Raw genomic sequence first — 15,499 nt, 5'->3', positions numbered from 1 at the left:
ATATGGGAATTCATACGTATTTTCAATCACTTAACGATCTGGAGCGCATTATCCGTTGCCCAGGTAAATTCAAATTTGAGGAGCATAGTGTATCCGCTCATTCTTGGAAGGTTGTTCAATATGCGAAAACACTAGCAGATATCGAGGAAAATAACGGAGTCACTATAGATTGGAAAAAATTATATGAAATCACGAGCAGCCATGATTACGGCGAAATATTTATCGGAGATATTAAAACACCCGTCAAGCACTATTCGCTAGAACTGCGTGCTATGCTGCAGCAAGTTGAGGAAGGTATGGTCTCTCACTTCATTGACGAGCATATTCCAGATGAATTCAAGCCTATTTTCCGCAGACAACTACGCGAAGGCAAAGACGATTCAGTGGAAGGTCTAATATTAGAGGTTGCGGACAAAATGGATCAGGTTTACGAGGCCTTTACTGAACTGCAAAGAGGTAATACGGAGAAAGAATTTATCGCCATGTATCGAAATGCATTGATCAAAATTAAAGGAATAAAGCTTCACTGCGTTGATTATTTCCTAGCCCATATTTTACCCGACATGGTTAGTGAAGGCGCAAGATCACCTATCAATATTGAACAGATCACGCATGACGCCTTAGCGTCATGAATGGCATTAATTAGATTAAAATCTAGTATTTACAACAGATACTCTTTAAATTAATATATAATAAATACTAAATAAGTCAGAATAGTCAGACTTATTATCAGCTAATTTAAGGAGGATTTTCTATTGAAAAAGCTAGTTCTATTTCTATGCTTCCTAGTAGTATTCGCACAAGTAGGTTTATCCGCACCATCTGTTCAAGCGGCAACCAATAAAACTGTCGTAACCGCTGGTAATTGGGAAAATCCAGGCTTATTCTGGACAGATACGGTTAATTACAAGACAACTCAAGTTCTAAAAGATACCATTCTCGGAAAGCCATATGAAATTGACGGATGGATTTATTATTTGAAAGCAACGGATAATCCAGGCAGTTTTGGTTCTCTATCACTCGGTCAGATCTATCGAATGAAGTCGGACGGTTCAGGAGCGACTAAGCTTAGCGATGATAGTGTATCAAGCTTTGCTATTGCTGACGGCTTGATTTACTATGCCAAAATTGTTAACCAATCAGGTGATAGCATTATCAAAATGAACCTTGATGGATCATCGAAACAAGTCGTTTCTAACACGTCTACGCTTACGCTCAACGTGATCGATGGCTGGATCTATTATAGCGATAAAGAATCTGGCCGAATTTATAAAATGAAAATAGACGGATCTGGGGCAGAACCTTACTCATCTTTTCCAGTGGACTATTCAGATAACTACTTTATCGATGCGTACGGCGATTATCTCTTCTATACAGAATTCGATTATAACGCTCAAACTTCTTTTGCTGTGATTAGCAAAAAGGGTAGTAAAGATAATCATCGATTTGAACTCGACTCGTATGGAACGGTAGCCAAAATCGATGATTCCGCTCTCTATTTTGATATGGAAGATTACGATAGTAATCAGCGTAACATTTATAAAATTAGTTTGGATGGCAAATCCAGAACTCCGTTCTCCAAACAACCCATTGAAGGGGACTTTGTTAGTCTGGAACAAGACGGCTTCCTATACCGTACAGCAGACAATAATCACTACAAAATATTATTAGATGGGACGTTAAAAAAGAATTTAAAAGCTGGAGCTGAAACATCGACCACAACCAGCAGCTCACAAGAAATTATGGTTACAATTGATGGAAAGACATTAGCTTTCCCAGATCAAGCACCTGTTGAGCAAAATGGTAGTGTTCTTGTTCCGATGCGTGCCATTTTTGAAGCGCTCAATGTTAAAATTGATTGGGATTCTGCTAAGAAGATCGTTACCGGTTCTGCTGATAATTTAACAATTACTCTGCAAATTGGCTCTACTACAGCCACAATCAATGACAAGCAAGTTACTTTAAACACCGCTCCAATCGAGCTTAATGATCGTACATTAGTACCTGCCCGATTCGTCGCTGAAGCACTTGGTGCTAAAGTTGACTGGGATTCTAATACAAAAACTGTCATCATCACAACCACAAAGTAATGCATGTTAAGCCGACAAATCTCATGCTATGAGATTTGTCGGCTTTTTTGTGCGAACACAATTAGCATAAACTGCCCTTTAACTCTTCAATTTTTCGTATTCACTTTTAGTTAAGCCATATAAATATTCATCAAAATATTGTCCACGAGTGAAAATCATATTTCTAAGTCTTCCTTCTTGAACGAATCCAAGCCGCTCATGAAGTGCAAGTGAATTATCATTAAAAGCATAAACATGTGCAGTAACTTTCTGATAGCGTAATTCCTCAAAATAATATCTTAACAGTATCATTATCGCTTCCGAAGCATAACCTTTACGCCAGTATTCTCTGAAAATAGCAACACCATATGTAAATGTTCCATTCCGTGTGTCACATTTACTCGTACTTATGCTTCCCACTAATACTCCATCTAAAGTTTCGATTGCAAGCATATTTTCATCCCCATTAGGACCCTTGGATGCCTGATGCTCTGCCCAAGCCTTTGTACCATCTTCAGATCTTGGAAAATGTATTACATCACACAATCTAGCACTATCAGAATCATAATCATTATTGTGGAATTTATCCCAATCAGTGGGGAGAATTGCACGCAATCTAACTTTATGGCCTGTCCAAATATTAATTTTCATTTAGATCCTCCTATGGTTTAATTACTCCTACCTGACTCATATTGGATAAAGGCGGAGATCTTGCAAAGGGATCTATATCATTAAAGATTACATCGTTCTCATTCCTTTCAGATATACATTTTATACCGCTTATATCCATTATTCAACAAATCTTCCCGCTAGCGGAACAAGGTGCCCAAGATGCCATTAGCCTGTTGCTATTAAGCTATCGTGTCCAGTTGAGCGAAGTAAATTGATTTAGCCTGAAATACAAGGAGTTTTTCTTAAGTATTTTTGATCATCTATTTGTTGTATTAAAAAACTAGCAATATCGTTGTTCGTAATGGAATTGCCTGGCATATCCAATACATTTTCTTTTATTTCCCCTTTTTCTGTGCCCTCCTTAACAAAGGGTAGCCGTACAAGCGTCCAATCCACTTGACTTTTCTCTAATATATCTAGTTCCCTTCTCTTATCTATCATCATCTTAGAAAAGAACAGCGCAAATAATCTCTCACCAATTTTATTCTTCATGCTCTTTTGATCCCCTGATACATTGAGCGACCCACCTGTGACACCAATATACCTATAAATTCCAAATTCATTCATGATACTTAGAATTTGTTCTGTTACCTGACTATACAACGGTTCTGCTTTTGCAGGTTGCCCAAAGGTATTCATGACGATATCGCAGCTTTTGAGCACCGTTCTCAAAGTAATCATGTCCAGCACATCACCTTGCACGACCTCAATACGATGGTCAGGAAAAATTACGGTATCTGGATTACGCACGAGCATTCGAACGTAATATCCATTGTCAATCGCTCTTTTGGCGATATACTTTCCCACTTTACCAGTTCCACCAATAATGGCAATTGTACGCGTCTGTTGCACAAATACTCCTCCTTATTCTTAAAAGATAACGTACACATTGTTGATTAACATTCTACATGTTCATTATAATAAATAGAGTAGCTATAGCAATCATCAATAATTTAGCTTTTGTTCACTATTCAACAATAAGTAGAAAAATGTTCAAGATATTAAAAGGATGTGCAAAAATGACCTTAAAGAAAACAGACCGTCGAATTACTCGAACGAGGAGAATGATTATAGAAGCCTTTACCCTATTAATGGAGGAAAAAGGCTTTGAAGCGATAACAGTAAGTGACTTGACAGAAAAGGCTGATATTAATAGAGGGACATTCTACCAACACTATAAAGATAAGTACGATTTACTCGAGCAAAGTGAAAAAGAGATTTTTGAAGGGCTCAACAAAATTGTGGTAACTTTTTGGCATCATGCAAACTATGATGTTGAAAAAGTAATGAAAGTGGATGATTTATTGCCTTTATCCATACAGTTATTCGAATTTATTGGAGAAAATTATCAATTTATGAGAGTTCTATTAGGCCCAAAAGGCAGCCCCTCTTTTCAGAATAAATTAAAACATGTGATTATAGACACCCTGCTTCATAGATTTTCGCCATTCCTTAAAGAAGATCATGTAATGGTTCCTCCAGATTATCTACTCGCTTATATCAGTTCGGCTCATCTTGGTCTTATTCAACATTGGTTAGAATCTGGAATGGATAGGTCACCAGAAGAAGTTGCACGCATTTTATCACAAACGGCTATTTTCGGACCTGTTAAAGTATCTGGCATTCAAATCTAGCTTTCAACGTGTGTAACTATGGACAGATGCCCCGTATATAATATTACATCTGTTAATAGGAGGGGACTTTTATATGGATCATGGTTTAGGTGGTTATTATCAGCAACATTTCCGTATTCATCCGGTTTTAGATCAAATTTTGGAGAGGTGGACCGGGGAACCCAAAAAGACTGTTCATTTGTTAATTTATAAATATGGTTTACCAAATGAAGCATGCTGGACCAAAATTACCTGGTATAACAATGGTCCTTGGAAGCGTACGACTGTTCATCTGAACACAGTGCTTCATAACTTTCCGACTCCCCACCTTGATTATTTGGAACAAACGATTGATTATAAAGTGCCTGTTCAATTCTTTGATCAATTGGCACAGTTTGATGGCAGTTTATATCCAGACCGAACTGCTGGCGAAGCTACGGCTAAATGCGATCAAGAAGCGGCAAATTTTATGGCTTTAAATTTGATGCATGACATCGTTACTGGCAAGCGAAACGTAGAAGATGCTCGTCGTTTTGCAACAGAAATTGAAAAAGGACTTCGCTTAAAGGGCCAATCATCACCTTATTTCGAAAGATTCCTATTCCCTCAACAAAGTCATACTGCTGATCCCGATGTCAGCTACTTTTAAATCCAACATACCAATGCCTACCCTCCCTTGCTTCTAATGGAATTATTTCCTTTTTCCTGTTCAACAAATAATATCCCAACAAATGTGGAATGGTAATGAAGTGTTTTTTTACCATTGTCATCGTTGGGGGCCTAATACATGGGTTTGTTTAAAGATAAGTTACAGGAAGACGCACATAAGCTAGCGCTAGAACACGATCCGAAAGGAAGGAACACCTCATCAAAAGCATTGTGGAGACAGCTCGAGTCCGATATTCAAGAGCTGCGAACCTTCATTAAGGAACTCCATGATCGTCGCAGCGCGTGCACGCAGCCTGCTGAGGAGTGGCTATTGGATCATTCGGAATTTATAGAGGCTGAAGTAGTAGAGATTCAAGAAGCCATCCGTCATCTCAACGTAAAGCCTCTTCCCACAGTGGACAAGAGTGCTCGCCTTCGAGTCTCTTCTATCTGCGAAGCTTATTTGGAGCTTACGGACGGCGTTCTGGATGAAGAGCGTTTTGCGGCTTATTTCAACTCGTATCAAGAAGTATCAGTGCTCTCCATCGCGGAGGCATGGTCTATTCCATTATTTATGAAAATAGAGATGATTCGCCGTCTTGCATCCCTTATTCTACCTGTGAAGGAACGGCGCGCCATCTGCGAACTCGTAGAGCGAATGTTGTCAGGAATTCCTCCTGCAGAGCTGACGCCTGAGCGTTTAAAGCAGGCTTTAGACGAAGCAAACGTGGAATTGCCCTTATCAGGCGCATTAATTGTCCATCTTATTAAGCATCTAAGAGAGTATGCGGAGGATTCAGCGCACATCGGAGAGTGGCTGATCTGCAAGCTGGAGAACCCACCTGAGAGTCTCGATGCAATTCTCTCTTACGAATATCGGCTTCAGGCTGAATATCAGGTAAGTACAGGCAATGTCATCACCAGTTTACGTAATCTCTCCCGCCTGGTGTGGAGCGAGTTGTTCGAGCAGATCAGCATGGTAGAGCAAAAGCTTCGGGAAGAACAGACAGGCAACTACCCGAAGTTGGACGGTGGGAGCCGTCATACACTGCGTTATCGGGTCGAACAGTTAGCCCGGCGTATGAAAGTGCCCGAAAGCTTAGTCGCAGCCCAAGCTGTTCAATTAGCAGACAAGCAATATGAAGCTGCAATGAAAGAAAGCCCCGAATCGTTACCGCCCAGAAATGTGAACGCTGCATACTATTTGCTTGAAGCACAGGGAATGAAGGAGCTCCAGCAGGCTTTAAAGCTGTGCGGAAAAGTAGGCTCCCTCCCGGAGACCGGGTTTAAAATGCGCGCAAACAGTCTATACATCAAGCTGATGGTATTCAGTATGGTTGCTGCCTTAATCGTGTTATCTTTATGGGCCATCGGCCCGGCATCCGCCATATCCCCACTTGGCTTAACAGCCGCCTTGCTCCTGCTCACCTTGCCAGCAAGCGAATTTGGAGTCACTGCTGTTCATTGGCTTATTGAACGTACGATACGACCCACTCGATTGCTGAGATATGATTTTTCCAAAGGTGTGCCTGAAGATGCTGCGACGATGGTTGTCATGCCTGTTATCTGGTCTAGACTCGAAGATGTGAAGAGTACAACCGAACGATTGGAACTGAATTATTTAGGGAATCGTTCCCCCCACATTCATTACGCGATTCTAAGTGATTTCAAGGATGCAGCTGCTGAACATTCCTCTGAGGATGAAGCGATATTAAGTTTGGCGAAGGACGAGATCGAACGATTAAATCATACGTACTCGAACAGCACCTTCCACCTATTTCATCGCCATAGACAATGGAATCCCTCCGAACAAACCTGGATGGGGTGGGAACGTAAACGTGGAAAGTTAGAAGAGTTTGTAAAGCTGATCCAAGGAACCGAAGGAACGAGTTTCAGTACCATCCTCGGCGATACAGCTGTTTTCAATAAAATCCGTTACGTGATTACATTAGATGCTGACACGCGCTTACCACTTGAAAGTGCGCAGCGGTTGATTGGCGCCATGCATCTTCCTTATAACCGTCCCCGGCTGAACAATTGCAGGACCAAGGTGATCGATGGCTACGGCTTGCTTCAACCTCGAATCGGGCTGACTTATGAGAGTGCACAGAAATCGAGACTTTCCTCATTATGGACTTATGGGGCTGGTTTTGATCCATACGCATTTGCGGTCTCGGATCCTTATCAAGATGCGATTGGACAAGGTATTTTTACGGGCAAAGGGATTTTCGATATAGACACTTTCCACACTGTGCTCGGCAGCCGATTTCCTGAAAATAGTGTTCTTAGCCATGATCTGCTTGAGGGCAGCTTTCTGAGAACTGGACTCCTTTCGGATATCGAACTCATCGACGATCATCCCCCCACCTTCATGTCACATCAGAAGCGGCTTCACCGCTGGACACGTGGGGATTGGCAGCTGCTGCCTTGGCTAAAGCCTTCAATCCGAAATAGTGAGGGTAAGCTTGTACCGACGAATTTATCCAGAATGACGAGATGGCAGATTATAGACAATTTAAGGCGCAGCCTGCTCCAACCTGTTCTGATGGCGATCATGCTGCTGGCCCTCCCTGCACTTCCAGGCTCGCCGATACGCTGGTACGGAATCGTACTACTTACGATGATTCTTCCGCTGCTCCGTCAGGTAGTCACCTTCAATGTCATTCTGAACCGACCAAGGAGCTTGCTGCATACAACAGGGCACGTACTTATCGCGATTATGACCCTCCCATTCCAGAGTATGGTGATGCTTGATGCCATCATTCGGACGCTGTACCGTTTGACCATTTCCAAGCGCAGACTCCTCGAATGGGTAAATCAAGCAGAGGTTGAACGGTTAAACGGGAAAGCAGGCTCTCCGCTAATGTCTGGGCTTTATGGCGGTTACATCTTGATTGCACTCATGGCGGTATGTGCCGTATGGAGTGAATCAGCCGCAGTACAAGCGATCAGCCTGATTCTCGTTGTGATATGGAGTATAGCGCCACTGGCAATCCGATGGCTCGACCAATCACCGGTTCGTATGACGGAAACGTTCAGTCCTCAGGAGGCTGAGGAGCTACGTAAGCTTTCCTATGATATTTGGTCCTTCTACGAGGATTTCGTGACAGTGCGGGACAACTGGCTACCGCCCGATAACGTCCAAATCGAACACGAGAGGGGGATTGCACATCGCACCTCCCCTACAAACATCGGGATGTATGTAACATGTGCGCTGGCTGCCAGAGATTTTGGGTTTATCGACACGTCAGGACTTATCGTGCGTCTGGAACGAACGATAGATACTATCGAGAGAATGGAAAAATGGGAGGGCCATCTCTACAATTGGTACGGCACGGAAACACTGGCTCCACTATTGCCCGTGTACGTGTCCACCGTCGATTCCGGGAATTTCGTCGCCTCCTTGATAACAGTAAAAGAAGGCCTCCTTGAATGGCTGCAGAATGACAAAGATCACCTATTGAAGCAGGTTAGCCGTAATAGCCGTCAACAATGGTCAAATGAGCAATTTGGAGTCGCCTTCGCGCAAGAGCCCGGCTTAGTTACTGAAGCGGATATGATTACTCGTGGGGAACGATTGGCAGCTAGAATCGACGTATTGATTCACGAGACAAACTTTCGTCCGCTCTTCGATGCGAAGACCAACCTCTTCTCACTTGGTTATCATGTAAAGCCAGGCGTTCGAGATGCTGTGCTTTACGACCTGCTGGCTTCTGAGGCACGCCAAGCCAGCTTCGTCGCCATTGCCTTAGGGCAAGTCTCCGTGTCACATTGGAATGCGCTCGGAAGAACGCTGACGAAGGTTGGCAGCCAGCCGGTGCTGCTCTCCTGGTCGGCAACGATGTTCGAGTACATGATGCCATGGCTGCTGATGAAGACGTATCGACATACGATATGGGACAGCACCTACCAAGGCGTGGTAGAGCGTCAAATCGCTTTTGCCCAGGAGCGTGGCGTTCCGTTCGGGATTTCCGAATCCGGTTATTTCGCCTTTGATTACCAAATGAACTATCAATATAGAGCATTTGGCGTCCCTGGTATTGGGTTTAAGCGAGGACTTGAGCAGGATCTTGTTCTTGCGCCGTATGCAACGGCTATGGCATTGCCTTATGCCCCGAAGGAAGGGCTCAAGGCGCTGAAACAAATGGATCAGCTAGGTGCTCGCGGTAAATACGGTTATTACGAGGCATTGGATTTTACGCCAAAACGAATGCCAGCAGGCAGCAAGCATGTCGTGATCCGCAGCTTTATGGCGCATCACCAGGGGATGACTCTGCTGACCTTGTCCAACCTGCTTTTGCCAACCACCATGTTCGAAAGGTTCCATCGGAACAAGGAAGTACGTGCAGCAGAATTGCTGCTTCAGGAGCGCGTTATGCGGCCTCTAACGTGGATCAAACATCCTGCAATGAACCGCTCAATGGTTCGCGGGGAACAAGCCGTGAAAGAAGTGAATCCGATACGGGAGTTCACTTCTCCTCACACCGCTACACCGGAAACGTGCCTGCTGTCGAACGGGCGCTTCACCACGATGGTCACCGTTAGCGGAAGCGGTTATAGCAGTTGGGAAGGCCTCTCGATCTCGAGATGGAGAGAAGAGCCCATTATGGATTCATGGGGAAGCTATATTTACATCCGAGATGTCATGTCTGATCAGATCTGGTCTGCATCATACCAGCCTTGCAGGGTGGAATCGCCAGAGCAGCGTGTCTGCTTCGAACCAGACAAAGCGACTTTCAAACGCAAGGATGACACTATCGAGACATGTATGGAAATATGCGTCTCCCCTGAAGCGGATGCTGAGGTACGCCGTATCACATTAGTAAATCAGGGAGATCAAGCCAAGGTGCTTGAAATCACATCCTTTATAGAGCTTGCGCTCTCGAACCCTATTTCAGATGATGCCCATACAGCTTTCAGCAAGCTGTTTATCCGCACTGCATATGATCATGATAGCGGCTGTCTTGTTGCCAGCAGGCGCAAACGAGAAGCAAAGGACAGATCGCTCTGGTCCGCCCATCTGCTCGCAACGGAATGTCACACGCTAGGGACGGCAGAGTTTGAGACAGATCGGGCCGCTTTCATCGGTAGAGGATATCGGCTAACGGAACCCGAATCCATCCACTGCTCTCTGAAGGGAAAAACCGGGTCTGTGGCTGATCCCGCCTTCGTCATGCGGCACCGAGTACGAGTGGAACCGAGTGAGAAGGTCCACTTGTATGCCGTGACATCCGTTGCCGAGTCGAGAGAAGATGCAGTCGAAATCGTATCCAGGCTGACGAAGGCGCAAGCGGTGGATCGAAGCTTCAAGCTTGCCTGGACTCGCAGCCGTATCGAGCTGCGCAATCTTGGCATCGATCAGTTCGAATCCAACCAATACCAGTCACTTGCAGCTCAAGTCCTATACACACCGCCTTTAAGAGACGAGCGCAGCTTACGGATCGCCGCGAATTCGAAGGGACAGCCTGGATTATGGTCCTTCGGCATTTCAGGTGATAGACCGATTATCCTTGTCCAAATTGATAACCCAAGCCATCTGCCCTTTATCGTTAAGCTGTTGAAAGGGCATGAATATTTGAGAAGGATGGGGCTTCAATTCGATCTTATCATTCTTAATCTATCTGCAGAGGGGTATCAGCAAAATCTGCAGGAAGCGCTTGGTCGAGCCGTAGAGCACAGCGTTGATCGATTCGGTGCAGGAACTGTAGGAATTCATGTCATTCCAGACAACCGACTAAGCGAAGAAGAACGAACGCTTCTTCTGGCAGTTGCACGAGTTGTGCTGCTGGCAGGCGGACCAAGTATGGCTAGTCAACTTCGTTTGCAGCGTCGTTCTCATGATGCCGATTGGCCAGAACTGCTTAAGCGGACTGCCGAGCAAGACCAACTGCATGTACCGCTAACCCATCCACCTTTGCTCCAAGCAAAAGAGCTTCACTTCTTTAACGGTTGGGGTGGGTTTACGGCGGATGGCAAACAATACAAGCTTTTGATCAAGGATGGCAAGCATCTGCCTGCGCCATGGATCAACGTCCTCTCTAACCCCAGATTCGGTGCCCTTGTCTCTGAGCTAGGTACTGGCTACACGTTCTGGAGGAACAGTCGGGAATGCAAGTTAACCCCATGGTCTAATGATCCTGTACTTGACCCACCTGGGGAACTCGGATATGTACGAGATGAGAATTCAGGTGACCTGTGGACCATCACACCATCGTCTGGCAAGGATGAGAATCCTTATATGGTCACGCATGGCTTGGGTTATACGACTTTCGATCATGAGCGTCTCGGGATTCGTCACAAGATGACTGTATTCGTCCCTAGGGAGGATCCCGTCAAAATCATTCGACTGCAGCTCAAGAACACCTCGTCCATACAAAGACGACTCTCCGTCACTTATTATGTTGAGTGGGTACTAGGCGTTCAGCGTCAACAGAACGCTCCCTACATCGTAAGTGAGTGGAATGAAGTGGCCTCTATTCTGACTTCAGAGAATCGGTATCAAGAAAACTTCCGGGATGCGACTGCATTCTTGGGAATTTTTCCACAGAATACCGCGAACTCCAGCGACTTGTCTTGGACCACGGATCAACTGGAGTTTATCGGAAGGAACAGAAGCTTAGACCATCCCGCTGCGTTGGACCGCACCAGTCTGTCTGGGCGAACTGGCGTACACTATGCGAGCTGCGGAGCGGTCCAGTTGAAGCTGGATCTGGCGTCAGGCGAGGAAAAAGAGATTTTAATCTTGCTCGGCTGCGCATCTTCCAAAACTGAAGCAGCAAGCTTGGCTCAGCGATACAGCGATGGCTCGCATTGCGATGCGGCTTGGAAAGAGAACGCAGACTACTGGGATCGAACGCTGGGCCAGATCGTTGTGGAGACTCCTTCGATCGAGACCAATATTCTCCTCAACGGCTGGCTGCTCTACCAATCGCTCGCTTGCCGCATGTGGGCACGTACTGCCTTCTATCAAGCAGGAGGCGCATATGGATTCCGTGATCAGCTGCAGGATTCTCTTTCACTCCTCCATTCGATACCCGATCTTACGAGGAAGCAGATTCTCATCCATGCTGCTCATCAATATGAGGAAGGCGATGTGCAGCACTGGTGGCATGAAGAAACAGCGCGCGGTATCCGAACACTATTCTCCGACGATCTGCTTTGGCTGCCTTATTCGGTGGCCCGGTATATGGAGCATACGGGTGATGATACGCTTCTAGCCGAGGTTGTACCCTTTATTACGAGTGGACCGTTGCAGGAAGGCGAGCATGAGCGATATGAACCGACGGTGCAGTCTGACAAAAGCGGTACGGTGTACGAGCATTGCATACGAGCAATCGACAAAGCCCTGCAGAGGATCGGTGAACATGGACTCCCCCTCATTGGCGTGGGAGATTGGAATGACGGCATGAACCTGGTTGGGAGTGAAGGACGTGGCGAGAGTGTGTGGCTCGGATGGTTTATATGCGAGGTGCTGCAGCGGTTTAGGGAGCTAAGCGGAAACCGCGGCGAGATTGAACGAGAAGCACACTATAAACAAGTCCGCGAGCAATTGGCGCAAGCAATCCATGACCATGCTTGGGACGGGCAGTGGTATCGAAGAGCATTCACGGACTCTGGCGCTTGGCTCGGCTCTATCTATAACAAAGAGTGCCGAATCGATGCCATTGCGCAATCTTGGTCCGTGATCTCGGGAGCAGCACCACAGGACCGCGCTAATCAAGCTATGCAATCGTTCGACCGTGAGCTGGTTGACCGCGGGCTCTCCGTAGTGAGGCTTTTAACCCCTCCATTCGACCACACCGAACCAAGTCCGGGTTATATCCAAGGGTATCCACCGGGCATTCGCGAGAATGGAGCGCAGTACACCCACGGCGTCCTCTGGAGCATCAGCGCTTGGAGTAAGCTAGGCCAAGGTGATAAAGCGTTTGAGCTGTTCCATATGCTTAACCCGATTAATCATACACGTACGGAACATGAAGTACGGAAATATGTCGGGGAGCCTTATGTAATGGCAGCTGATGTCTACACCGCTGAACCACATCATGGACATGCAGGCTGGACTTGGTATACCGGTGCTGCCGGGTGGATGTATCAGTGCGGGATCGAGTCGATACTGGGGCTCCGCAAACACGGAAATAAGCTCAACTTAAATCCGTGCATTCCTTCCGAGTGGTCCAGCTTTAAAGCAACCTATCGATACGGTGACACGAAGTATATCCTGGATTTCAACAAAGATCCTTCAACAGAAGAAGGTTTGAAGGCTGGACCTGAAACTTATATTGAATTGTTAGACGATGGCGAAGAACATCACATTATGATCGGTTTATAGCAGATACCCCCATTCCACAATGAAACCCAGTCCTCATACGGACTGGGTTTTGTTTCTGAGAAACATTAATCATCATTTGTTTCAATCAGATCAATTATATTTCTGATATCTGTTATATTCAAAGCGTCTGCAATCCTTTCGATATGGCTAAAGTTAATATTCTCTCTTTTCCCATTAGATAATTCACTCAATGCCGCGTGTCTGACATCAGATAAACGCGACAATTCCCTCAATGTTATTTGGTGCTCCCTTACTAATTTCGAAATATTAATAACTACTTTTTTTGACACACTAATCACCATCTATATTTAGTTTCAACCATTGACATTACGCAAAAGCGTACCATATAATAATTACATTATTGGTACGTATAGGCGTAATTATTTCAAAGGTGGAGTTGATTAGGCTTGAATGAGTACAGAAATAAGTATGAGCAACTTGAACTTGAGGAAGATGAGCTAATTCAAAAAATCGGACTATGTGAAGGTAGCATTTCGATGATCGTAGACTACATTGCAAGCAACGGAGATAAAGGTATACACATTGGGGAAAGCATTATTTCCGCCGTACATACAATTGAAAAGGATTTACAGACGGAGTTACTTCATATAAGATTGGAAAAAAGTTTCATGGCGAATAAAATGAAATTATTAAATGCCGAGAATTCTGGATGATTATAAGCGAGTAGATCGCACACCTTTGCAAGTGGGCGATCTACTTTTTAATTATAGAAAATCCAAGTGCAAAGACTTATTGTGAGTCATACTCAACTTTAAAAGAACTGCTGTCAAAATAAATGAGATCTCCGTGATCGTAATTCCAGACAACTTGAAGATGACCCGGTTGTTTGATACCGTCAATTGTCTTGTAGTCTTTAAATAAAACTGACCATGTCACTTGCTGAAATGTTCCATCAGTGGATACAACAGACCTATCTTCAGTTGTAAAAGAAAAAAGTTCGCCATTCTCACTGAAAGTGAAGATCCCACTTGCCGATATGTCGTTGTATGATATAGTCGCTTTTGCATGGGTATCATCAACTTCCTCCCAAGTAATATAATGCTGTAAAGCCGCGTTGGGCATAATTAAAGATTCTGATAGAAATGTCACTAGGCAAGCCTTATTCATTTCTTCACCCTTTTGATTAAAGAGTGTAATTACTTTAGCGAGGACCCCTTTCATGCTTCCATCACCATCAAGATAAGAATCAAAGCCCTCAAATGGCACTCCATACATAGCAGTGTCAATATAGGCAAGTCTTATAGGCTCGTGAACAAAATTATACTGGGTATAGTCGATTTTCAAAGCTGGTTTGTCTGGAGACATAATAAAATCAACATTATTAAATGCTGCTTTCATATAGTTCATTTTGGGAGTACCTATGTATCCACTATTTTCAAAATATTGGCGTACAGGATACGGCAATCCTTTAATGTCATCTAATGTAAAAACATCTTTTAATGCTTTTGAGCTGCTGATCTGTTCTGTTACTACTTGATTAAAATCAGTTTTGGTCTTGGAATAGGGGATCTTAAAAAAGACTACGATGCCAGTTACTATAACCGCAAGGATCACAACGATCATCCACATTGTTTTTTTAACCCCTCTCTTCTTCATCATGAGTATTCTCCATTCTGGTAATGTTGTAAGCTAACTTTATGACTCCCTCGTATAGTCCACTCGTCAAATTTTCATCAAATGTATCAAACAGTGCATTCATAAATTGAATCTCTTTATCGCTTCTACTCTCGAAATAAGCTATACATTTGGGTGTAAGGTGAATTCTATAGATTCTCGCATCCTGATCATCTTTTATTAATGAAACAAAGCCTCGTTTCTCAAGTATAAGGGCCATTTTCTTAACATTCTGTCTGGAGTTTCCAATCATTTCAGCCACCTCGCTTATTGTCGGAGATGGTCGTCCATGCTTTGAAATAATGGCGATAAGCAACCATTGTTTTAGCGTCACATTCTCATCCAACTTGTCGCCCAGAACCTGCAATCGATTTGCCAAAGTCAGAATACCACCAAAGATATATGCCTTTTTTTCTACTTCATTCAATATATAACACCTCCAAACTCATAAAAGTAACTAGTTACCTTTATTTTATGTAACCAGTTACCTTTTGTCAAAAACCTTGTATAACTTGAAAGGATACAAAACACTG

At 44.3% G+C, this 15,499-nt stretch carries 11 protein-coding genes; 6 read left to right on the top strand and 5 right to left on the bottom strand.

The window, feature by feature from the left end; all coding sequences use genetic code 11:
- Window positions 1-2 precede the first annotated feature (2 nt).
- Window positions 3-632 (top strand): YfbR-like 5'-deoxynucleotidase, encoded by a 630-nt coding sequence (locus E0485_RS07905; RefSeq protein WP_132417456.1) that lies wholly within the window; start codon window positions 3-5, stop codon window positions 630-632.
- Between the two features lie 123 nt (window positions 633-755).
- Complete coding sequence (locus E0485_RS07900) at window positions 756-2,090, top strand: stalk domain-containing protein (protein ID WP_132417455.1); 1,335 nt, start codon at window positions 756-758, stop codon at window positions 2,088-2,090.
- A 78-nt stretch (window positions 2,091-2,168) separates the two neighbouring features.
- Here the strand turns inward: E0485_RS07900 and E0485_RS07895 are convergent, their stop codons facing one another.
- Together E0485_RS07895 and E0485_RS07890 are read right to left on the bottom strand one after the other, a co-directional pair.
- Window positions 2,169-2,720, bottom strand: a complete 552-nt coding sequence (locus tag E0485_RS07895; RefSeq protein WP_132417454.1) for a GNAT family N-acetyltransferase — start codon at window positions 2,718-2,720, stop codon at window positions 2,169-2,171.
- A 237-nt stretch (window positions 2,721-2,957) separates the two neighbouring features.
- Window positions 2,958-3,593 (bottom strand): NAD(P)H-binding protein, encoded by a 636-nt coding sequence (locus E0485_RS07890; protein ID WP_132417453.1) that lies wholly within the window; start codon window positions 3,591-3,593, stop codon window positions 2,958-2,960.
- A 167-nt stretch (window positions 3,594-3,760) separates the two neighbouring features.
- On the opposite strand from E0485_RS07890, the gene E0485_RS07885 reads away from it, so the two are divergent.
- The 3 genes from E0485_RS07885 (at window position 3,761) to E0485_RS07875 (ending at window position 13,331) form a co-directional block, all read left to right on the top strand.
- Window positions 3,761-4,375, top strand: a complete 615-nt coding sequence (locus tag E0485_RS07885; protein WP_132417452.1) for a TetR/AcrR family transcriptional regulator — start codon at window positions 3,761-3,763, stop codon at window positions 4,373-4,375.
- 73 nt (window positions 4,376-4,448) lie between these two features.
- The gene (locus E0485_RS07880) at window positions 4,449-5,003 is read left to right on the top strand and encodes a hypothetical protein (protein WP_132417451.1); all 555 of its coding nucleotides are present in this window, start codon (window positions 4,449-4,451) and stop codon (window positions 5,001-5,003) included.
- Window positions 5,004-5,141: 138 nt separating this feature from the next.
- Window positions 5,142-13,331: a GH36-type glycosyl hydrolase domain-containing protein gene (locus E0485_RS07875; protein ID WP_132417450.1), complete on the top strand. Its 8,190-nt coding sequence runs from the start codon at window positions 5,142-5,144 to the stop codon at window positions 13,329-13,331.
- 65 nt (window positions 13,332-13,396) lie between these two features.
- Here the strand turns inward: E0485_RS07875 and E0485_RS07870 are convergent, their stop codons facing one another.
- Window positions 13,397-13,621, bottom strand: coding sequence for a helix-turn-helix domain-containing protein (locus E0485_RS07870; RefSeq protein ID WP_132417449.1), 225 nt, complete (start codon window positions 13,619-13,621; stop codon window positions 13,397-13,399).
- A 117-nt stretch (window positions 13,622-13,738) separates the two neighbouring features.
- Here E0485_RS07870 and E0485_RS07865 point away from each other — a divergent pair, with 117 nt between their 5' ends.
- Window positions 13,739-14,005 (top strand): hypothetical protein, encoded by a 267-nt coding sequence (locus E0485_RS07865; RefSeq protein ID WP_132417448.1) that lies wholly within the window; start codon window positions 13,739-13,741, stop codon window positions 14,003-14,005.
- A 76-nt stretch (window positions 14,006-14,081) separates the two neighbouring features.
- Here the strand turns inward: E0485_RS07865 and E0485_RS07860 are convergent, their stop codons facing one another.
- Window positions 14,082-14,951, bottom strand: coding sequence for a DUF6544 family protein (locus E0485_RS07860; protein WP_235857479.1), 870 nt, complete (start codon window positions 14,949-14,951; stop codon window positions 14,082-14,084).
- The gene (locus E0485_RS07855; protein WP_132417447.1) at window positions 14,929-15,393 is read right to left on the bottom strand and encodes a MarR family transcriptional regulator; all 465 of its coding nucleotides are present in this window, start codon (window positions 15,391-15,393) and stop codon (window positions 14,929-14,931) included. The genes E0485_RS07860 and E0485_RS07855 overlap by 23 nt, the downstream gene beginning before the upstream one ends.
- Window positions 15,394-15,499: the final 106 nt, after the last annotated feature.

It is taken from the genome of Paenibacillus albiflavus (assembly GCF_004344915.1).
GTDB lineage: Bacteria > Bacillota > Bacilli > Paenibacillales > NBRC-103111 > Paenibacillus_AM > Paenibacillus_AM albiflavus.
This window is presented reverse-complemented; position numbering and strand designations above follow the sequence as displayed.

Excerpts from the sequence above, each read along its gene's own strand:
- E0485_RS07860 (WP_235857479.1), bottom strand. The coding sequence starts at position 14,951 with ATGATGAAGAAGAGAGGGGTTAAAAAAACAATGTGGATGATCGTTGTG.
- E0485_RS07880 (WP_132417451.1), top strand. The coding sequence starts at position 4,449 with ATGGATCATGGTTTAGGTGGTTATTATCAGCAACATTTCCGTATTCAT.
- E0485_RS07885 (WP_132417452.1), top strand. The coding sequence starts at position 3,761 with ATGACCTTAAAGAAAACAGACCGTCGAATTACTCGAACGAGGAGAATG.
- E0485_RS07875 (WP_132417450.1), top strand. The coding sequence starts at position 5,142 with ATGGGTTTGTTTAAAGATAAGTTACAGGAAGACGCACATAAGCTAGCG.
- E0485_RS07905 (WP_132417456.1), top strand. The coding sequence starts at position 3 with ATGGGAATTCATACGTATTTTCAATCACTTAACGATCTGGAGCGCATT.
- E0485_RS07895 (WP_132417454.1), bottom strand. The coding sequence starts at position 2,720 with ATGAAAATTAATATTTGGACAGGCCATAAAGTTAGATTGCGTGCAATT.